The following is a 19,578-nucleotide window of genomic DNA, read 5'->3' on the forward strand; positions in this document are numbered from 1 at the left end:
TTTTATTGTGGACAGTAACAGGGCTTTTCTCCAAAGGTATACGTTAATGTAAACCCTGAAAAAACATACCAATCATTATTATTTAAATTTCCAAACCGTAATGCACTTAAACTTTCCTCTTTAGGGTTACTACCGTCAAGATTGTCAGTAAATGTATAGCGGGCTCCAACTTCAGCTCCTAAGATAAGACTCCTTGAGATTTTTGATTTTATTCCTATAATTATAGGAATCGCAATCGAGTTCTGTCTCTTATTTGTCTTCGTTTCTCCTGATTGAATATACAAATTATCATACCTAAAAAGATTAATTCCAGAGGCCACATAGGGCGTAGTTTTGTTATCTAAAGTATGAAGATCGAAATCAAAAAAGTTGAATTCAAGGCCTAAAGATAGTTCTTTTATGCTATTTTCAAAATGATAGCCTCTCAGACTTCTACTTGCTTCTTTAGAATCGAGGTCATCGGCACTAATAGTAGACTGAGAATAGGAAACTCTCCAGGAATGTCTGGGGCTTTTGTTCCATTTGTATAAAATACCAAAAGCAGGCTCATTTGGAGCAATATAGGTCGTTGAACCTACATCGCCAATATAGTTACTTCCTCCAAGAAAAATACCTATTTCGTGTATTTGTGCCTGTAAGCTTACGCCAAGAAATAAACCGACTATTGTGCTTAAAATTTTTTTCATTTTCATAGAAAATCGCTTGCAAATATAATAATTATCAATACGAATCAATGCCCATTAAAATAAATGTACTTTTTTTTGAAAAAAATAATTTATTCTAATAGGAATTCGTTTTTGTTATACTAAAACGATAATTTTTGACTGTATTGTATAAATTAGGAGATAAAAGATTAATTTCTTTTGTCTTCTCCCCAAAGCAATTTGCTTCTTAATGTTTTTAAGAAGGTTTCGTTAGGTATTTCGACCATATTAATTTGAAAAGGAGTTTTCTTGATGGTCAATATCGATTCGTTTCCAACGGAAGTAATTCTTGAATCTAATGAAACTAAGTAATTTTCTTCTCTTCCGGAAACTTTTAGCATAATCTCTGTTTCGTCAGGGATTACCAGTGGTCTTGCGTTAAGATTGTGTGGGGCAATAGGTGTTATTACTAAACTTTTTACATCAGGCGTTAAAATTGGGCCACCACAGCTTAAGGAATATCCTGTAGAACCGGTAGGTGTCGAAATGATAAGTCCGTCAGCCCAATAAGAATTTAGGATTTCTCCGTTCAGATAGGTTTCTATGGTTATCATCGAAGTGGTATCTTTTCGACTAACAGAAACTTCGTTCATGGCAAAATTGATGTCATTTAAAGCTTCGTTTTCTGGGGTAGAAGTTAGACTTAACAGCGTTCTTTTAGAAAGAGTGTATTTTTTGTCAATGACAATTTGTAAAAACTTATCAATGTTTTCTTTTTGAACTGTAGCAAGAAAGCCTAGTCTTCCGGCATTGATTCCTAAAATAGGAATACCCGAATCGCGAACTAGGGTTGCAGCTCTTAATATAGTTCCGTCTCCTCCAATGCTTAAAAGCATATCAAAGCTGGAGTTTAATTCGGTGTGGGAACAAAAGGTTTTGTATTCCTTTTCGATTATTTTTTTTTCTTGAATTAAAGCTAAGAATTTGGATTCGATAACTATTTCTATATTATTTCTATTAAAAAACGTAAAAATGTCTTTTATGATTGGTTCTGTGCTATTTTGATAATATTGACCGTAAATGGCTATTTTCATTGGTATTACATGTTAAGATATTTGTCTAAATAGTCTGAACGTTCTTTTAAGTTAGTGATATAAGAGTCTTCGTGATGTTCTGAAATAATTTCGTAATTGTATCTTCTGAAAGTTTGGATAATTTCATTGATGGCTCCAGAGCTAATTTTTATGGTAACTTCAACGCTATCAATATCAGCTTCCGAAATAAATAATCCTAAGAGTTTACCGTTGTTGCTCTCCACAATCTGGGTAATTTGACTCATCGAATAATCTAAAATGCCTTTTCTTATTTTTACGATGGCTCCCTGCTCTTTTATGAAAGGAGTTTGATGGAAAAAATTGATGATGTCTTCCATTTCATAATAGCCAACATATTTATTGTTTTCGTCTAAAACAGGAATCAAATTAGAATGGTTTTTAGCAAAAACTTCTAAAACTTCTAACCAAATAGCATTGGTTCTGATAAAAAAAGTTTCCAGACTGTATTTGTAATCCGATATTTTTTTTTGTTCTTCAAAAGTTTCAAGATCTTCAGCCGAAATACTTCCTATATAGATGCCTTCTTCAACAATAGGAAAATGAGAAAAATTGAAATCGACCAAAAAATCCCTAACAGTTCCAATAGTTTCTTGGCTGTCAATAGGTTTGAAATCAGTAGTGATGTAGTTTGTAATTTCCATTTTGTGTGAGTCCTCAATTTTTATGCAAAATAATCAAAAAAAGGCAAAATCGCCTAGCTTTTACTTTGTATTTTTGTAACCAAATTATAGTTTTTCGTAATCAAAAAGTGTTCCAATGACAAAATTAAGTGTAAACATCAATAAAATAGCTACTTTACGTAATGCCCGTGGAGGGAATGTTCCTGATTTATTAAAAGTAGCCACCGATATTCAAAAATTTGGAGGACAAGGAATCACCATTCATCCGCGTCCTGATGAGCGTCACATTCGTTATCAGGATGCCCGCGATTTGAAATCAATTGTTTACACCGAATTCAATATCGAAGGCAATCCGCAACATAATTTTATCGATTTAGTTCTCGAATGCAAACCGGAGCAAGTTACTTTAGTTCCTGACGCTATTGGAGCTATAACTTCTTCTGCAGGTTGGGATACAATAAAAAACCAAGCCTATTTAACGGAGATGATTCAGGAATTTCAACGCAACGGAATTAGAACTTCTATTTTCGTAGATCCTGCATTAGAAATGATTGAAGGTGCTAAGAAAACAGGAACGGACAGGATCGAATTGTACACCGAAGCTTTTGCACATCAATACAGCCTGGGAAATGAAAAAGGAATTACTCCTTATGTGGCATCCGCGGTTTTGGCTAACGAATTGGGTTTAGGAATCAACGCAGGACACGATTTGAGTTTAGATAATATTCAGTTTTTCAAACAAAATATCCCAGGATTATTAGAGGTTTCTATCGGTCACGCTTTAATTGCCGAAGCTTTGTACCTTGGGTTAGAAAACGTAGTGAATATGTATCTGCTAAAATTAAAATAATCGAGAAGTACTTTTAACTAATAACGTATAACCAATAACTTTTATGTTGTATTCAAAAATAGAAGGAGAAGGAAAACCTTTTTTAATCATACACGGATTTCTTGGAATGTCAGACAATTGGAAAACCTTAGGGCAACAATTTGCTGGCGAAGGTTTTCAGGTTCACATGATTGATATGCGCAATCACGGAAGAAGTTTTCAATCCTCAGCATTTAGTTATGAATTAATGGTTCAGGATGTTTTTGACTATTGTCAGGCTCATGCTTTGCAAGCCATCAACATTCTTGGACATTCGATGGGAGGAAAAATAGCGATGCTTTTTGCAACCCGATATCCAGAATTGGTTGAAAAATTAATTGTTGCCGATATTGGTCCTAAGTTCTATGCTCCACATCATCAAACCATTTTGGCAGGATTAAATGCTGTAGATTTTTCGGTTAAACCAAGTCGCGCTGATGTTGAAGCAACTTTAGGTGAATACATCACCGATTTTGGAACCAAGCAATTTTTATTGAAAAATTTGTATTGGCTAGAGCCAGGACAATTGGCTTTCAGATTTAATTTGGCTGTTTTGACTAAAGAAGTTGGAGAAATAGGAGTGCCTTTGCCATCCGAATTGGTTTTTGAAAAATCAACACTTTTTATCCGTGGCGGTAATTCTAATTATATTTTAGACTCAGATGTTGAAAATATAGCGGTTCATTTTCCATTAATGAAACTGGAAACGATTCCAAATACAGGACATTGGCTTCATGCCGAAAATCCAGCTTTGTTTTATCAAATGGCCATTTCATTTTTAAATTAGTTATAAAATATCATATTTTGAAATAGTACAGAACAGCAACTTTCGAGTTGCTGTTTTTTTTTATGAAAAAAATTAAAAATTATAATTTTGATAAATGTGATAAAAACACTTATTTTGCTTTGCTTATAAAATCAACTATTTTTATAAATGGTTAAACTATGATAAAAATGAAAACAGCTATTCGCTTTTTAGCAAAAAATAGTAATGTAAAAAGGTTTGCATTATTTTTTATGGTCATTGCACTTGTATCTGCTTGTAATTCCTTGAAGAATAAGGATTCAAAAGAGAAAATGAATGCTTATTTAATGACTTATTTCAAAGATGATACTCACGGATTGTATTTTGCATTAAGTAATGATGGTTATACTTTTACTGATGTTAACGCTGGAAAACCAGTTATAGCTGGTGATACTATTGCTGAGCAAAAAGGAATTCGCGATCCATATATTATGCGTGGTAACGATGGTTATTTTTATTTAGCAATGACCGACTTACATATTTATGGTAAACAAAAAGGCTACCGAGATACAGAATGGGAACGTCCGCAAGAATTATACGATTGGGGAAACAACAGAGATTTAGTCTTGATGAAATCAAAAGATTTGATTCATTGGTCACATTCTATTTTGGATATCAGTAAGGCATATCCTGAACTGAATGCGGGTTGTGTTTGGGCACCCGAATTGATTTATGATGAGGTAAAAGGTAAAATCATGATTTATTTCACGATGCGTCAGGGTAAAGGACGTACTAAATTGTATTATGGGTATATGAATGATGCATTTACGGCTCTTGAAACTGTTCCGGAAATTCTTTTTGAATATCCGGATAGTACAAAACAGATTTTAGATGCTGATATTACAAAACTGCCAGATGGAAGATTCTGTATGATGTATGTAGCACAGGAAAATCCGGGAGGTATTAAAATGGCATTTTCGGATAAAGTAAATAGTGGTTATGTTTATCAGCCAGACCAAATTGATTTCGAAAAAAAATCATGTGAAGCTCCAAATGTATTTAAACGTATAGGTGAAGATAAATGGGTGTTGATGTACGATATTTTTAGTGTAACCCCACACAATTTTGGATTTGCAGAAACCACCGATTTTAAAACATTTACTAATCTTGGTCATTTTGATCAAGGAGTGATGAAACGAACTAATTTTTCGGTTCAGAAACACGGTTCAGTAATCCATTTGACTAAAAAAGAAGCGCTCAGTTTAGCGAAACATTGGAATACGAATTTCTCATTTGATACTAAAAAATAAATATGAAGTCAATATTTAAAATAGCATTATACAGCATTTTGTGTGTATACAATTTAAGTGCTCAAAAGAAAGATTTAAAAGGTTATCTTTTTGCCTATTTTGAAGGCAAAGGTCCTGCCGAAAAGCAAGAACAATTGCGTTTTGCAGTAAGCGATGATGCAGTGAATTGGAAAGCGCTAAACAATAATGAACCAGTAGTACCATCTAAAGAGATTTCTAATACTGGTGGTATTCGAGATCCGCATATTCTGAGAGGTGCAGATGGAAACAGTTTTTATATTGTTGCTACCGATATGAATACTAAGAAAAATGGATGGGATTACAATCCGGGAATTGTTTTGATGCATTCCAATACTCTTTTGGATTGGAAATCATCGGTAATTGATTTAGAAAAATTATACCCTAAGAAATTTAAAAACATAAAATGGGTTTGGGCTCCACAGACTTTTTATGATGCCAAAGTAAAAAAGTATTTGGTTTATTTTACAGTTCGTTACAAGGATAATTTAAAATTAGATTTTTATTCGGCTTATGCTAATAAAGATTTTACTGGTTTCGAACAAGAGCCAAAACTAATGTTTAGTCCAAAAGATGGTGCTATTGATGGCGATATTATTTATAAAGATGGTATTTATCATTTCTTCTACAAAGGAAATACAAAAGACGAAAACGGAAAGGAAATCAAAAACGGTATCAAACAGGCTACAAGTAAAAAGCTGCAAGGACCTTGGGAAGAAAGTTTCGAATATTTAGACTCTTATGCTAATACAAACACAAATGTAGAAGGTTCTTCAGTTTTTAAATTGAATAACAGCGACGAATATATCTTAATGTATGATTTGTATTCCAGCGGAAGATATGAATTTCAACGTTCTAAAGATTTATATCATTTTACAGAAAAAACCGAATCGTTTACTAAAGATTTCTTTCCAAGACACGGAAGCGTTTTAGGAATTACAGCAGAAGAAGCAATAAGATTACAGGAAAAATGGGGTGGCGTTCCTCAAAGTTTATTGACTGCTAAAGATGGAACTATAAAACGAGTAATAATGACTACCGAAGGAGTTGCAAAATAAGTTTCGAATATTGGTTTTTTTAGGACTTGAAATAATTTCTTTCTTTAAACTAATGGCTATAAATTAAAATAATAGTATTTTTGAAACAACAAATACAAAGCAAATGAAATTAATTATTAGAGTTTTAGTCACTGCTATTTTAGTCCTACTGATTTCACATTTTATGACAGGTGTGCATGTGGCCAGTTTTACTACATCGCTTTTTGTTGCTATTGTTTTAGGATTGCTTAATATTTTTATTAAACCAATTTTGGTTTTGTTCACTTTGCCTATTACTTTTTTTACGCTGGGATTATTTTTATTAGTCATCAATGCTTTGATTATTATACTATGCGATAATATTGTGGGTGGTTTTGATGTGGATACTTTTTTCACGGCTTTGATATTTAGTATTATACTGTCGGTATCACAATCTATTGTGAATCTGTTTTTGGGAGACAAATAGTTGCAGGAATCTATAAAAAAATCATAAATACAAATTGATTTCTCTTTTGACGGAGTAAAATCATTAATTTTGTATTCAATAAGGATTTAAAAATGAATAAAATCTACATCATAGTATTTTTGTTACTGGGCTTCTTCTTGATGCCGGGTGCAACTTATGCATGTGGGTCTGGTTCAGGCAATCATTCCTGTAAAATGGAAATGTCTTCCAAAACAAAGATGAAAGATTGCTGTAGTAAAAAATCAAATTCTAAAGATTCAAAAGACAAAGGTTGTTCCGGGAAATGCGGACAATCTATGTGTAGTGTTTCTTCGGTAAATATTGGAATCACTTCTTCGATTCAATACGAAATTCTGAATACAGCTTTTAGCTTTTCAGAAAAAAAACAAAATTTCTCTCATGCTATATCCTTCCCTTCTGATGGATATGTCAGCCTTTGGCTTATTCCTAAAATAGGCTAATATCTTCTCTTGATAGCCATTGGTGTATCAAATTCAAAGCAAATTTGCTTTACAATCATCTTAACTAATTATAATTAAATTATAGCAACTTGTTGTTATTCGGTTATGTTTTAGTTATTCAATCAAAGATTATTCAATTAAAAATCAAACAGTAAATTTACTTAATCGATAATTTCGATTAATTATGTTTCTGTTACATAAAATGAAATCAAAATGAAAAATATAGTTATCGTATTAAGCATATTCTTTGCAATGTCTAATACAGTTGTAGCACAAAAAGCTACAACAAAGGAAGAATCTAAAGTAATTTATGTTTGTCCTACGCATGCTGATATGCAGAATTCAAAATCTGGAAAATGTCCGAAATGTGGAATGGAGTTGACAAAAATCACTGAAAAAGTTGATCTTCATCCTTTAAAAGGAAGCCAGCCTACAAGTAAAGTTGTAGTAAAATATGTTTGTCCAATGGACGGATCTACTTCTGATACCGAAGGGAAATGTTCTAAATGTGGAATGGAATTGAAAAAAGTCACTGAAAAAATTGATCTCCATCCTTTAAAAGGAAGCCAACCAAAAAGTAAAGTTGTAACAGGATATGTTTGCCCAATGGATGGTTCTACTTCTGCAATTGGTGGAAAATGTTCTAAATGTGGAACGGGAATGGTGAAAATTACTGAAAAAATTGATCTCCATCCTTTAAAAGGAAGTCAGCCAAAAAGTAAAGTCGTAACAAAATATGTTTGTCCAATGGATGGATCTGTTTCTGATATCAAAGGTCAATGTCCTAAGTGTGGAATGGAAATGACTGAAAAAAAGTAAAAATCTAACCGCGAATTTTATGAGTTATTATGAACTAATGAAATTCCATAATTTAAAATAAAAAAAATGAAACTACTTATAAATTCTGTGATGACAATTGCCTTATTGTTTTCAATAACTTTTGCTAGTGCGCAAATTAAAAACAAAAAAACAGAGACTGTAAAAATTTCAGGTAACTGTGAGATGTGTAAAAAGAACATTGAAAAAGCAGGAAATCTTAAAAAAGTAGCTTTAGTAGAATGGGATGTCGATTCTAAAATGGCAAAAATAACTTATGATTCAGCTAAAACAAATCCGGATGAAATTTTGAGCAGAATTGCCCAAGCTGGTTATGATAGTGAGAAGTTCTCAGCTACCGAAGAGCAATACAAAAAACTCCATACTTGTTGTCAATATGATAGAGATAGTGCTGGGACTATTGAAAAGGAAGATAAAAAGCATCACTAATTAGTCAATTAATTTGCTACAGTCTTTAGGTCATTTTTTATATTCCAAAAAGACTGTAGCAAATAAATGAATATCAAAATTCAAAAGAGATGAAAACAGATATAATAAAAAAACGATTGATTGTCTTAGTAATGTTACTGGGCATGATAAATTCGTATGCCCAAATTTCAAAAGCCGAAATCATAGCTACAGGTTTAACCTGTTCGATGTGTTCCAATGCCATTAACAAACAACTTAAGGCAATGCCAGAGGTTGAAAAAGTAATGATTGATTTGAATAACAATACTTTTGTGGTTAACATTAAGAAAAACAGTGTGATAACTCCGCAACAATTAAAAGCCAATATTGAAAAAACAGGTTTCTTTGTGGGTTCCATGATTTTGACAATAGATGTAGATAATTTACAACTAAAGGACAATACTAGCTTTAAAAATGAAAGCGGTACTTATGTTTTTGTAGATGCCAAAGAAAAAATAGCTAATGGAACACTTAGACTGAAAGTATTGAATAGCGGTTTTGTAACTAAAAAAGAGTACAAACAATCGGCTAAGATGTTGTCGAAATATTTAGCCTTAGATGCTCAGGAAGGAACTTATTTTGTAAAAACAATATAGTGATGCGATATTTAATAATCTTGATGCTGAGTTTATTGTCATTGCAAATTAATGCCCAAGAGTTGTTTGTAATGACCGAACCGGCCAGTAATATGCCTACAGGCTCAATAGGAGTAAGGGATATGAGTCACTTTGCGTTTAAAAAGACTGCGGATTACAATTACCACAATATGCCAGAGTTGATGTGGGGTGTTAACAAAGATTGGATGCTTCATGCTTCGGCTTTTTTTAGTAATAAACAGGGTAATTTGGTCTTAGAAGGTGGAAGTCTATATGCTAAGTACCGTTTTTTTTCTAGTGATGATCTTCATAGTCATTTTAGACTGGCGGCTTATGGAAGAATAAGCACTAATAATGCTTCGATTAATCAGGAAGACATAGAAACGATGGGAATGAATTCAGGTTATGAAATAGGAACTGTTGCTACCAAATTGATTAATAAAACAGCTTTGAGTGCTAGTGTTAGTTACGAAAGGGCGTTGAATAATCAGGATTATGCTTTTCCAGATGCATTTAGTAATAGCGCGATGAATTATACTTTTTCGATAGGGCAATTGATGTATCCTAAAAAGTACACTAATTTTAAACAAACAAACATCAATGGAATGTTAGAGTTTTTAGGGCAACGATTGAACCAAAATGGGAAATCTTATCTAGATGTTGTACCTTCGATTCAGTTTATTTTAAACAGTCAGGCTCGAATAGATTTAGCTTATCGACGCCAGATATATAGCAATATGGAACGCACAAGTACCAGTGGTATTTTGCTGAAATTTGAGTATACTTTTTTTAATGTAACCAATTAGTTTTAATTCTTTTAAATTTAAAAATGAAAAAAATAATTCTTTCTTCTGTCTTATTAGCACTTGTGGTGCTAAGTTGTAACCAAAAAAATAAAGAAACAGGAAGCGAAAATGAGCAAACGATAGCGCAAAGCGACGAAAAATACAGCTGTCCTATGCATCCTGAAGAAACAGGAAAAAAAGGAGATAGCTGCAAAAAATGCGGAATGGATTTAGAGCCGGTAAAAGAAGCTCAAGAAGCTCCTGAAGAAAAGATAGAAGAAATTGTCCCGGTAAGCGATGCCGTTAAAGCATCCGTTTCAACCGAAGCGATTATCAATGCCTATTTGAAAATTAAAAATGCTTTGGCAAAAGATAATGGTAAAGATGCAGCCGCAGCTTCAACGGATTTTATTAAGGCAGTTTCGGCTACTAATGCTGATAAAATTGATAAAAAATTAGCGGAAAAGTATTTAAATGTTACTGAAGACGCTAAAAAACAAGCTGGATTGATTGTTTCTAATTCAGGAAAAATTGACCAGCAAAGAATTTATTTTGCGGTTTTAAGTAAGGATATAACCAGCTTGATTGCCACTTTTGGAAGTAAACAAAAATTGTATCAGGACTATTGCCCAATGTATAATGAAGGCAAAAATGGCTACTGGATAAGTGAATTTAAAGTAATCAAGAATCCGTATTATGGTTCAGAAATGCTGGAATGTGGAGGAATGATAAAAGAAATTAAATAGTTTTTTTAAGTATAATATTTTAAAATTTAACCATTAAGGTAGTTAAGAAATTAAGCAAAAAACTTAATGACTCTTAGCTGTCTTAATGGTTTTAAAAGATTTAGATGTTTATAGTTTTTTATTATTTTTGAAAAAGATTTAGATGTTGCAACTTTCAGAAATTTGGATTTATCCTGTAAAATCACTGGCAGGTATTCGTTTAGAGGAATCCCGGGTAACCCAAAGAGGATTGGAATACGACAGACGCTGGATGTTAGTGGATGAGGAAGGTGTTTTTATCAGTCAAAGAACACATCCCAAATTAGCTTTATTTCAGCCAAAAATAGAGAAGGATATTTTTCATATTTCGCATGCTGATTTGTCCAAAGGCAGTGTGTCTTTTTCTCTTTCTCAGCAAAATAACAATGCACTGTCAGATGTTATGGTTTGGGAAGATTGTGTAGCAGCCGTTGAAGTGGATGCCGAAATTTCGGCTTGGTTTTCGGAAATTCTGGGCTTTAGCGTTCGATTGGTCTATATGCCTGATGAAAGTCAGCGAAAAGTAGATCCTGATTTTGCCATTTCTCCAACTGATATTACGTCGTTTTCGGATGGATTCCCTTTCTTAATTATTGGTCAGTCGTCGTTGGATGATTTGAATTCGCGATTGGCAGAAAATTTGAGTATTCGTCGTTTCCGACCTAATTTTGTTTTTAGCGGAGGACAAGCCTACGAAGAAGAAAGCTGGAAGGAATTTACTATTGGTACATTGCTATTTTATGGAGTGAAACCCTGTGGGCGCTGTATTATGACAACCGTTAATCCCGAAAAAGGAGTTTTCTCGGGTAAGGATCCTTTGTTTACCTTGTCAAAATACAAGAAAGTAGGTGAGAAAGTGATTTTTGGGCAGAATGCAATTGCAAAACAGGACGGAAATTTAAAAGTTAGTGATGTTGTTACAGTTGTGAAACACAGTGACTCAAAATAGTTTTGTTTCTTGAGAAAGGCCAGTTATTTCCAATGAGGATGTTTAAAAAGAAAAAGTAGTATTGTTTTTAATAACGGATGTAATATCAATTTTCTTCATATTCTAAATATATTTTAAAAGTAGAGCCAATATTTATTTCGCTGTTGACTTCAATTTTACCATTCATGGATTCAATTTGGTTTTTGGTAATAAATAACCCAATCCCCCTGGAATCAGCATGATTATGAAACGTTTTATACATTCCAAAAAGCTTCTTTTCGTGTTTTTTTAAATCGATTCCTAAGCCGTTGTCAATAAATTTTAAAATAATGTATTTATCGGTTTTTTTCGCTTGTATTTTTAAGTAACTATTTCTTTCTTCAGAGCTGTATTTAATAGCATTCGAAATTAGATTCATAATGATGCTATCTAAGTAAGCTGGAAGTGCTTTGACAGTAGTGTCTTGATTGACTTCGTTTGTAATAGTTATGTTTTGTTTATGAGCCTGAATCATTAGACTGCTAATATTATTTTCAATAACAGGCTTTAACAAAATGGTTTCCAGTTTTGCTTTAGCAGATAAATTAATTTGAACTACATCGGTTAGATGTTTTATCGTTTCAGAAAGGTTGATAGAGGATTTTTTTAAATAATCAAAATAGTCAGTTTGGCTAAAATCCGGAAATTCTGATGCAATCAATTCAATTAGAGAGCTGATACCTCCGGAATGTGAGCGTAAATTATGCGAAACGATATATGCAAAGTTTTTTAGTCTTTTATTTTGAGATTCGGCAATTTCAAGTAGTGTTAGGATTTCTCGTTCTACTTGTTTCATTTGGGTAATATCAGTGGCTATTCCAAGAAATCCGGTAATTTCACCTTTTTGCTTAATGGCTGACATAGAAAGTAAAACAGGAAAAGTACTGCCGTCTTTTCGCTTATAAGTCCATTCTTTGGTTTCTGATTTTCCTTTTCGTACGTTATTTACAAAGATGTTAAGCCCTTCTATTTGTTCGCCTGTTTCCTCAAAATGTTTTTGACCGGCCTTTATCATTTCCTCGGGAAGGTGAATGAATTGAGGTGTTTCTTTATCAATAAGGTCGTTAGCATTATATCCTAGCAATAGTTCGGCACCTTCATTAAAAGTTTTAATGATTCCTCTGGTATCCGTCCCAATAATGGCCACTTGCGTGCTGGCATTCATTATGGCTTCATTATAAGCAATCGTATTTTCTAATTGGATTTCGGTGTTCTTCAGGGATGTAATATCTACAAATTGGGAGATAAAATAGAGGATTTCTCCCTTATTATTTTTAACAATGGAAACCGCAAGAATGATATAAACTAATTGTCCGTTTTTATGAAAATATCGTTTTTCGGTAGTATAACTATCTTGTTTACCTTGAATTAGTCTTTTTAGTAAATATAAATCAGTTGTTACATCCTTAGGATGGGTTATTTTTTTAAAGGTAAGATTCAAAAAATCTTTTTCTTCATATCCTAAAATGGAACAAAGTTTTTTGTTTACTTTAAGCCATTCTCCTTTATGGTTCAATAACGCCATACCGACAGCTGCATTTTCAAAATTTCCTCTGAAAGCTTCTTCATTTATGCGAAGTTGTTCTTCGATTTTTTTCTTTTCTGTAATATCTTGGAAAGTTCCTATGAGTTTGATGATTTTATCATTTTCTACCCATGCTTTTCCAGAAGAACGCACCCATTTGAAGTTATTTTTTGCGGTAATAAAACGACATTCGACATCAAAATCTTCTCCTGTTGCTATGGTGTTTTCAATGGCATTTGTAATGATATGTCTATCATCAGGATGGTAAAATTCAATTGCTTTTGATTTGTCGTAAATTAAATTATTAGGTACTTCATGAATGTAGTACACTTGGTCTGTCCAAAAGGTGTTACCCGTTATTAAGTCTAATTCCCAGGCGCCAATATTATTTATTTTTTGACTTTCATTGAATAATGCTGAAATTTTCTTCAAGCTGTTATTTTGTTCTTTTAGCTCAAATGTTTTTTTACGAAGTTCCAAAAGGTTGATCACTTGACTGGCTAGCATCTTTAAAGACGTAATTTGTTTTTTAGTTAGTGTTTTTGGGGAATCATCTATTACACAAATTGTCCCTAGCGGAAAACCATTTTCTGTTACCAAAGGCATTCCTGCATAAAAGCTTACTTTTGGATGTCCTGTTACTAAAGGATTGTCATGAAAACGTTCGTCTATAGTCGCGTCTTCAATAATGAAAATGTCTTTTGGGTGATTGATAGTGTGTGCACAAAAAGCTATTTCTTTGGGAGTTTCACGTTCTTCTAAGCCATGATGTGATAAAAACCATTGTTTATCATTCGTAACTAAGCTGATTAAAGAGATTTTGGTATCGCAAATTTGTGCCGCCATTTGAGTCAAAAAATCATAATCTTCCCTTTCTAGCTCTCCTATTATTTTATAAGAATCCAGTTCTGCAAGTCTTTCTTTTTCATTTTCGGGTATGATTGGCGTTTTCATTTTTGTAAATCGGTTAGAATGTGGTTTGGTTGTGTAAAAGCGAAGACTACATGTCAAGTAGGTTTTTATTTATAAATATATAATTTAATAATAAGAAAGTAAAATTTATTTTGATGATACAGATGAAATAAATGTAATACAGAATTGATATGATTGGTAGATTTTTAAAAATAAATCAGCTCGCATACAGAAGTTAAACGAGCCGATTGTAATTTTAGTATTGTTTTGAATAAGAAAACGTTAGTTTGTAAGTTGATTCTTTTTTCAGGTTTCAATAGGATACTTGGGGCAATTCTATTCTAAACATTAATGGCTATGGTTGTCATAATGATTTGAGTAATTTGGTTTTTGTAAAAAAAGAGAATTGTTGTTTATGTGTTTATTCATACGAATTAGGGTCGTGAATTTAAAGTAACTTCTTGTTATCGATAGTATTACTTTTTTAATTCGATATTTTCATAAAAGGCCTGTTCCAATTGATGCTAAATAAAGGTTTTAAAAAGCATTTAATTCGTTTTCACTGAACGAGATTAAGCTTCTGCTTTTTATAATGTTTGCCCAAAGGTCAGCAAGTTATTATCAGGGTCAAGCAATGAGAATTCTTTTTGTCCCCATGGTTTTAATGCTAAATGTCCGTTTGGATGGATGGGTACTTTGTTGTCTAATAAGGATTGGTACAATTGTTCAATAGCATCCGTTCGGATGTAAACTTGTCCGTAGTTTTCTTTTGGGTCAAGTTCTTTAAACTCAAAAAAATGAATTTGAATACGGTCTTTTTGAACCATAAGGTAACCGTCAAAATCAGCGCTGCCAAATTCCTGAAAGCCTAGTTTATTGATGTAATAATCCCGGGTTACAACTTTATCCCGCATCGGCAACTTTGGATGAATGGCTGTGAGCATGTTTTTAAATTTTATTTTAATACTATTCTCGTTTTTAAGGAATACTTAGGACAGTTGGTTTTTAATTAGTCTGAGTTTTTATCCACTTTAGAATTTCTGTTAAAGCAGTAGGAGAAAAAGTTTGTTCTATTGTTGCGTATTCTTGCGGTGAACCCGTTTTGCATTCTTGAAATAGATGATTTAAGTTGGGTAGTTCTTTTGCAGTTACTTTTTTATTTCCAGCTTTTGATAATGCTTCTTTTATTGCGCCTAAATTTTCTTTTGGAGGTACTTGCAAATCTTTTTCACCATTAAGAGCTAATACGGCGCATTTGACTTTTTCTAATGTAGGTGCAGGATTGTACTTGATGAAATAGTGCATCCAAGGAGTTGCGATTTGTTGAACCTGTAGTTTTACAAAATCATCATCACTCATTCCTGCTGGTTTTTCATTGTTAGGATTGTCTTTTAACGTTTGTTTGATGTAGTTTGTTAAATTGATATGCAATTGCTCCGTGTTTGTAGATTTGTTTACAATATCAAATATTTTTCTATTGGCCAATTTGTTTTTTTGTAAATTCTCATCACTAACTCCTGATGCTTTTCCTATTAATTGTTGTTGCAATAAAAGCAATTGGTCACCTTGGATTCCTGTTCCCGCCAATAAAACAATAAAAGCAACATCTTTTGATTTACTGGCAACCATTGGTGCAATTATTCCACCTTCACTGTGACCGATTAAACCAATTTTACTTTTATTAATTTCCTTTCTAGTTTTTAAATATTCAATTCCAGCTTCAACGTCTGTGGAGAAATCCAGACTTGTAGCGGTTTTGAAATTGCCTTTGGATGCTGCTACTCCTCTGTCGTCATAGCGCAAAACGGCAATTCCATTTTTTGTTAAATAGTCTGACAAAACAAGGAATGGTTTATGGCCTAATAGTTCCTCATTTCTGTTTTGAGGTCCGCTACCACTAATTAAAATTACTGCTGGGAAAACGCCGTCTTTTTTAGGTAATGTTAGCGTACCAGCTAAAGTAATTCCTGCTTTTTTATTCTCGAAAATAATGTCTTCTGAATAATAGGAATACGGTTTTGTAGGTTCTTGTGGTCGAATAAGTATTTCTTTTTCCACTTTTTCTTTTGATAAGTTCATTGGAAAACTTTGCCCGGCTTGTTTAAAATCACCAACAATTATGTTGTCTTTTCCTAATGTTCCTTCGTATTCAATTTTTAAGTTTGCTACGGTGATTTTTAAAGCCGAATTTTCAAAACTGCTTGTGCTTACCGGAATTCCTTTAGCTCCTTGATCAGGACTGTCCATTGTAGCACTGATACCATTTGCTGTTTTTTGGATATCAAATACAAGTCTTAATTGTGCTCCCGGAACCTTTAAAATTCCATTCCATTGTCCTACAATTTCTTGTCCAAAAAATGTTAGAGAAATTAAACTGGTTAATATTGTGAAGATTATTTTTTTCATTGGTTGTTTATGTTAAATTTAATTCCATCAATTTTGATCATATTGTTTTCTTGATAAATTAATACTGTTTCTTTTTTTAAGAAATCACTATGTGTCCCTAACCATTTAATAACTTTTTCTGCACCTTCTTTAATATTGGGGTGTCCATCTGTTTTTTTACTAGTGAAATATTGTTCTACTGAACCTGCTACTAAATCAGTAATACTTAATAAATCCATTGTATAAACATCTTCAGTTTTAAAGGGAATTGCTCCGTATATTAAATCATATTTATTGTCAGTGTAAATTTTTAAAACATTTTGTAATAATTTGTATGTGTTCTTAAACATTTCTTTATTTGCAACAATAGAGTCTTCGTCAGTCATCCAAAATATTTTTTGATCTGAATCAGAAATTAGTGGTAAGATATATGATATTATATGTAAAATTCTCATGAGTTTTTCGGCATTTTTAATTTTCCAATGTCCCAATCCTGCATCTTCAATTTCTTTTAATAAATGTTTATTAGTATTTCCAAGAAATAATGGATTTATTTCTTTTTCAACAAGAACTGTTAATAGAAATCCAAAAACATTTTTATTTATTGCCATTAGATAATCTTCTAGAGCTCTATTTATCGGTCCGTAATTTAAATCTTTAAAAGATATTTCTTTTTTGTTCAAACTGTGTTTAATTCTAATTTTTTCAAATTCTTCTCTTGCATACCAACTATGATCCCATCCACAAAACAAAAAAGAATATGAGTAGTATTTGCTTGTTGTATGTTCTCCTCCATAATCTGAGAAGATTGAAATTGATTGGTTTCCTAGAGTCTTTAATTCAGGAAGGATAAAGTCTTTGCTTTTATATAATTCTTGAAAGTGAGAATCAATTAATTTAATCAAAATGGAGTTTTTGTTAAATTCATCTCTTTTAATTGATTTAAAATCAATGTTTTTCATAGTCATGGAATTGATGAATTCTTCCCAAGTGTTTGGTATTTGGAATTTTTGTCCGTTATGTTCTATGGATTTCGACATGTTTTTTATGAATATATTTTAAGGCTAGTTTAATAAAAATAGGGCTTTTTGACTTCTGGTGTTATCCAAAAGTAATAAATAAAATATTACAAAAATAATTTGAGGGTACTTGATGTATTCTCTTTTACTAGATTTCTGCGTGAAGGATGGCAGTGGAAATCCTTTTATGGAGCGCAGCGAAATAAAAGATTGTAACGAACAGCCTGACCCGTAGTTGCGAGGAGGAACGACGAAGCAATCTCGGAGGGACACGCCCAAATAAATAGTTGGAAATAAGTTGGACTTTAGGATCTTGAACTCCTTGAAATTCAATAAATAAAAAAGCTTGGTTGGCTTGTGAAAATTTTATAATTTTGCCAGCCAATTTTATTATGTAAATTAAAGAAGAAGATGGATATTAAAAGAGTAGCAATTGATGCTGTAACTGAAACCATTGTAATGACTGTGGTACACATGGATTACAAAGGACAAGTAGCCAAAAGAATCAACGAAAAAATGCCTTTAGCGCAAGTAAAAGGATTTAGAAAAGGGGCTGTGCCTAAAGATTTAGTTGAAAAACAATACGGAAGAGAAATTAAGCAAGAAGAGATTAAGAAAGTAGTTGACTTGGCTTTAGAGCGTTATATTCAAACTGAAAGATTAAATCTTCTTGGAACTCCACTTCCTAAAGTGAGTGAAAACTTGGATTGGTCTGCTGAAGAATTGACTTTTGAATTCGAAATTGGTTTAGTGCCAAACTTCGAATTAGACTTAGATGCTAAAAACGATATCGTAAAATATGTAGTTACTGCTGATGATAAATTAATCGACGGTCAAGTAGCTCGTATCCAAAAACAATTTGGTACTGCAATTCCTCAGGAAGCTGTTGAAGCTACTTCTGACATCAAAGGAATCTTTACTAACGAAGCGGAAGGAATTGGTAACACAACTACTATCACTTTAGATATTTTCAAAGACAAAGCTACTGCTGATAAATTCATCGGTAAAAAAGTTGGGGATGTAGTTACTGTAAACACTAGCGGTTTATTTGAAGACGATCACCAATTGATGGATTACTTAAAAGTAGGTCATGATAACGTTCACGGTTTAGCTGTTGATGTAGATTTCACTATCGAAGCAATTACTGTTTCTGAGCCAGCGGAATTGAACCAGGAATTGTTCGACAAATTGTTCGGAGAAGGAAAAGTAGCTTCATTGGAAGATTTGAAAGGAAAAATCAAAGAAGATGCTGAAACTCAATTTGCTCAACAAGCAGACCAAAAATTATTAGGTGACGTTACTGAGTTTTTAATCGAAAACACAAAATTCGACTTGCCTTCTGAATTTCTTAAAAAATGGTTGCAAACTGTAGGAGAGAAAAAATTAACTCCAGAAGAAGCTGAAGTAGAATATGCACGTTCTGAAAAAGGATTGCGTTTCCAATTAATCGAAGGAAAAGCATTGGCTCAAAATGATATCAAAATCACTTTTGAAGACTTAAAAACTTTTACAGCTAAAAATATCCGTCAGCAAATGGCACAATTCGGTCAAACAAATCCTTCGGACGAAGAAGTTCAAGGAATTGTAGCTAGAGTTTTGTCTAACCAAGACGAAGTAAAAAGACTTTCTGATCAGGTAGTTGCTGAAAAATTATTGGAATTGTTCAAAGAAAAAGCAAATCCAACAACTAAAGAAGTGACTTACGAAGAATTTATTGCTGCTTCTTACGGAGAATAAATAATTTCGGGAATAGCTGTAGGCATTAGCCAAAAGTTAAAAAAATAGTTATATTTGAGCGTCAGAAGTTTTTTTTGACGCTCTTTTGTTTTTAATTGTTTCAGGAGCAAAATCCAGCTATACGCTACAAGTTTTTTTATCCGTTTCAGTTTTTTAAAATTCTTGAAAAAGCTTCCTTCGGTCGCTTTGCAAGAATAAAAAAACTAAAAAACGGATTTCAAAAAGCTTTTCGCTGCTATCTGGGCTAAAAAACAAGACATAATGGCACTATTTGTAAAGAGGTATAACCTTTGTACAAGTAGAACAGAACGAGATATAAC

The 19,578-nt window shown here is 32.7% G+C and carries 20 protein-coding genes; 13 read left to right on the top strand and 7 right to left on the bottom strand.

Features of this window, described 5'->3' with window-relative positions; translation table 11 throughout:
- Positions 1-2: 2 nt before the first annotated feature.
- The 3 genes from porG to GTZ96_RS04035 all read right to left on the bottom strand — a co-directional run bounded on the left by porG (position 3) and on the right by GTZ96_RS04035 (position 2,400).
- Positions 3-686: a type IX secretion system protein PorG gene (porG, locus tag GTZ96_RS04025; RefSeq protein ID WP_161641302.1), complete on the bottom strand. Its 684-nt coding sequence runs from the start codon at positions 684-686 to the stop codon at positions 3-5.
- Between the two features lie 167 nt (positions 687-853).
- A complete protein-coding gene (locus tag GTZ96_RS04030; protein WP_161641303.1) occupies positions 854-1,738 on the bottom strand; it encodes an NAD kinase in 885 nt (294 codons plus the stop codon).
- A gap of 5 nt (positions 1,739-1,743) precedes the next feature.
- Positions 1,744-2,400, bottom strand: coding sequence for a CBS domain-containing protein (locus GTZ96_RS04035; protein ID WP_161641304.1), 657 nt, complete (start codon positions 2,398-2,400; stop codon positions 1,744-1,746).
- Positions 2,401-2,515: 115 nt separating this feature from the next.
- Between GTZ96_RS04035 and GTZ96_RS04040 the strand changes: the two genes are divergently transcribed.
- The 12 genes from GTZ96_RS04040 (at position 2,516) to GTZ96_RS04095 (ending at position 11,662) form a co-directional block, all read left to right on the top strand.
- Positions 2,516-3,229 (top strand): pyridoxine 5'-phosphate synthase, encoded by a 714-nt coding sequence (locus tag GTZ96_RS04040; RefSeq protein WP_161641305.1) that lies wholly within the window; start codon positions 2,516-2,518, stop codon positions 3,227-3,229.
- 43 nt (positions 3,230-3,272) lie between these two features.
- A complete protein-coding gene (locus GTZ96_RS04045; protein ID WP_161641306.1) occupies positions 3,273-4,034 on the top strand; it encodes an alpha/beta fold hydrolase in 762 nt (253 codons plus the stop codon).
- 167 nt (positions 4,035-4,201) lie between these two features.
- Positions 4,202-5,302, top strand: coding sequence for a glycoside hydrolase family 43 protein (locus GTZ96_RS04050; protein WP_235972842.1), 1,101 nt, complete (start codon positions 4,202-4,204; stop codon positions 5,300-5,302).
- A 2-nt stretch (positions 5,303-5,304) separates the two neighbouring features.
- Positions 5,305-6,378: a glycoside hydrolase family 43 protein gene (locus GTZ96_RS04055; RefSeq protein ID WP_161641308.1), complete on the top strand. Its 1,074-nt coding sequence runs from the start codon at positions 5,305-5,307 to the stop codon at positions 6,376-6,378.
- A gap of 103 nt (positions 6,379-6,481) precedes the next feature.
- Positions 6,482-6,823 carry a phage holin family protein gene (locus GTZ96_RS04060; protein ID WP_161641309.1) on the top strand — a complete coding sequence of 114 codons (342 nt, stop codon included), beginning with the start codon at positions 6,482-6,484 and terminating at the stop codon, positions 6,821-6,823.
- A 92-nt stretch (positions 6,824-6,915) separates the two neighbouring features.
- Positions 6,916-7,284 carry a hypothetical protein gene (locus GTZ96_RS04065; RefSeq protein ID WP_161641310.1) on the top strand — a complete coding sequence of 123 codons (369 nt, stop codon included), beginning with the start codon at positions 6,916-6,918 and terminating at the stop codon, positions 7,282-7,284.
- 213 nt (positions 7,285-7,497) lie between these two features.
- Positions 7,498-8,103, top strand: a complete 606-nt coding sequence (locus GTZ96_RS04070) for a heavy metal-binding domain-containing protein (RefSeq protein ID WP_161641311.1) — start codon at positions 7,498-7,500, stop codon at positions 8,101-8,103.
- Positions 8,104-8,169: 66 nt separating this feature from the next.
- Positions 8,170-8,550 (top strand): heavy-metal-associated domain-containing protein, encoded by a 381-nt coding sequence (locus GTZ96_RS04075; RefSeq protein WP_161641312.1) that lies wholly within the window; start codon positions 8,170-8,172, stop codon positions 8,548-8,550.
- Between the two features lie 89 nt (positions 8,551-8,639).
- Complete coding sequence (locus GTZ96_RS04080; protein ID WP_161641313.1) at positions 8,640-9,164, top strand: heavy-metal-associated domain-containing protein; 525 nt, start codon at positions 8,640-8,642, stop codon at positions 9,162-9,164.
- A 2-nt stretch (positions 9,165-9,166) separates the two neighbouring features.
- A complete protein-coding gene (locus GTZ96_RS04085; protein WP_161641314.1) occupies positions 9,167-9,970 on the top strand; it encodes a hypothetical protein in 804 nt (267 codons plus the stop codon).
- 23 nt (positions 9,971-9,993) lie between these two features.
- Positions 9,994-10,695, top strand: a complete 702-nt coding sequence (locus GTZ96_RS04090; protein WP_161641315.1) for a DUF3347 domain-containing protein — start codon at positions 9,994-9,996, stop codon at positions 10,693-10,695.
- Positions 10,696-10,837: 142 nt separating this feature from the next.
- A complete protein-coding gene (locus tag GTZ96_RS04095) occupies positions 10,838-11,662 on the top strand; it encodes an MOSC domain-containing protein (RefSeq protein WP_161641316.1) in 825 nt (274 codons plus the stop codon).
- Positions 11,663-11,747: 85 nt separating this feature from the next.
- On the opposite strand, the gene GTZ96_RS04100 is transcribed toward GTZ96_RS04095, so the two are convergent.
- From GTZ96_RS04100 to GTZ96_RS04115, 4 genes are all read right to left on the bottom strand, one after another.
- Complete coding sequence (locus GTZ96_RS04100) at positions 11,748-14,159, bottom strand: PAS domain S-box protein (protein WP_161641317.1); 2,412 nt, start codon at positions 14,157-14,159, stop codon at positions 11,748-11,750.
- A 545-nt stretch (positions 14,160-14,704) separates the two neighbouring features.
- Positions 14,705-15,061, bottom strand: a complete 357-nt coding sequence (locus GTZ96_RS04105) for a bleomycin resistance protein (protein WP_161641318.1) — start codon at positions 15,059-15,061, stop codon at positions 14,705-14,707.
- 61 nt (positions 15,062-15,122) lie between these two features.
- On the bottom strand, positions 15,123-16,523 hold the full coding sequence (locus GTZ96_RS04110; protein WP_161641319.1) for an alpha/beta hydrolase family protein: 1,401 nt from the start codon (positions 16,521-16,523) through the stop codon (positions 15,123-15,125).
- Entirely contained in the window at positions 16,520-17,542 is a 1,023-nt protein-coding gene (locus tag GTZ96_RS04115; RefSeq protein ID WP_161641320.1) for a hypothetical protein, read from the bottom strand. Before GTZ96_RS04115 ends, GTZ96_RS04110 begins: the two co-directional genes overlap by 4 nt.
- A gap of 390 nt (positions 17,543-17,932) precedes the next feature.
- On the opposite strand from GTZ96_RS04115, the gene GTZ96_RS04120 reads away from it, so the two are divergent.
- Positions 17,933-19,258, top strand: a complete 1,326-nt coding sequence (locus GTZ96_RS04120; protein WP_161641321.1) for a trigger factor — start codon at positions 17,933-17,935, stop codon at positions 19,256-19,258.
- Positions 19,259-19,578 lie beyond the last annotated feature (320 nt).

The sequence above is a fragment of the Flavobacterium undicola genome (assembly GCF_009909155.2).
GTDB lineage: Bacteria > Bacteroidota > Bacteroidia > Flavobacteriales > Flavobacteriaceae > Flavobacterium > Flavobacterium undicola.

Excerpts from the sequence above, each read along its gene's own strand:
- GTZ96_RS04045 (WP_161641306.1), top strand. The coding sequence starts at position 3,273 with ATGTTGTATTCAAAAATAGAAGGAGAAGGAAAACCTTTTTTAATCATA.
- GTZ96_RS04035 (WP_161641304.1), bottom strand. The coding sequence starts at position 2,400 with ATGGAAATTACAAACTACATCACTACTGATTTCAAACCTATTGACAGC.
- GTZ96_RS04075 (WP_161641312.1), top strand. The coding sequence starts at position 8,170 with ATGAAACTACTTATAAATTCTGTGATGACAATTGCCTTATTGTTTTCA.
- GTZ96_RS04060 (WP_161641309.1), top strand. The coding sequence starts at position 6,482 with ATGAAATTAATTATTAGAGTTTTAGTCACTGCTATTTTAGTCCTACTG.
- GTZ96_RS04030 (WP_161641303.1), bottom strand. The coding sequence starts at position 1,738 with ATGAAAATAGCCATTTACGGTCAATATTATCAAAATAGCACAGAACCA.
- GTZ96_RS04050 (WP_235972842.1), top strand. The coding sequence starts at position 4,202 with ATGAAAACAGCTATTCGCTTTTTAGCAAAAAATAGTAATGTAAAAAGG.
- GTZ96_RS04095 (WP_161641316.1), top strand. The coding sequence starts at position 10,838 with ATGTTGCAACTTTCAGAAATTTGGATTTATCCTGTAAAATCACTGGCA.
- GTZ96_RS04120 (WP_161641321.1), top strand. The coding sequence starts at position 17,933 with ATGGATATTAAAAGAGTAGCAATTGATGCTGTAACTGAAACCATTGTA.
- GTZ96_RS04110 (WP_161641319.1), bottom strand. The coding sequence starts at position 16,523 with ATGAAAAAAATAATCTTCACAATATTAACCAGTTTAATTTCTCTAACA.
- porG (WP_161641302.1), bottom strand. The coding sequence starts at position 686 with ATGAAAAAAATTTTAAGCACAATAGTCGGTTTATTTCTTGGCGTAAGC.
- GTZ96_RS04070 (WP_161641311.1), top strand. The coding sequence starts at position 7,498 with ATGAAAAATATAGTTATCGTATTAAGCATATTCTTTGCAATGTCTAAT.
- GTZ96_RS04115 (WP_161641320.1), bottom strand. The coding sequence starts at position 17,542 with ATGTCGAAATCCATAGAACATAACGGACAAAAATTCCAAATACCAAAC.
- GTZ96_RS04090 (WP_161641315.1), top strand. The coding sequence starts at position 9,994 with ATGAAAAAAATAATTCTTTCTTCTGTCTTATTAGCACTTGTGGTGCTA.
- GTZ96_RS04100 (WP_161641317.1), bottom strand. The coding sequence starts at position 14,159 with ATGAAAACGCCAATCATACCCGAAAATGAAAAAGAAAGACTTGCAGAA.
- GTZ96_RS04080 (WP_161641313.1), top strand. The coding sequence starts at position 8,640 with ATGAAAACAGATATAATAAAAAAACGATTGATTGTCTTAGTAATGTTA.
- GTZ96_RS04040 (WP_161641305.1), top strand. The coding sequence starts at position 2,516 with ATGACAAAATTAAGTGTAAACATCAATAAAATAGCTACTTTACGTAAT.
- GTZ96_RS04085 (WP_161641314.1), top strand. The coding sequence starts at position 9,167 with ATGCGATATTTAATAATCTTGATGCTGAGTTTATTGTCATTGCAAATT.
- GTZ96_RS04065 (WP_161641310.1), top strand. The coding sequence starts at position 6,916 with ATGAATAAAATCTACATCATAGTATTTTTGTTACTGGGCTTCTTCTTG.
- GTZ96_RS04055 (WP_161641308.1), top strand. The coding sequence starts at position 5,305 with ATGAAGTCAATATTTAAAATAGCATTATACAGCATTTTGTGTGTATAC.
- GTZ96_RS04105 (WP_161641318.1), bottom strand. The coding sequence starts at position 15,061 with ATGCTCACAGCCATTCATCCAAAGTTGCCGATGCGGGATAAAGTTGTA.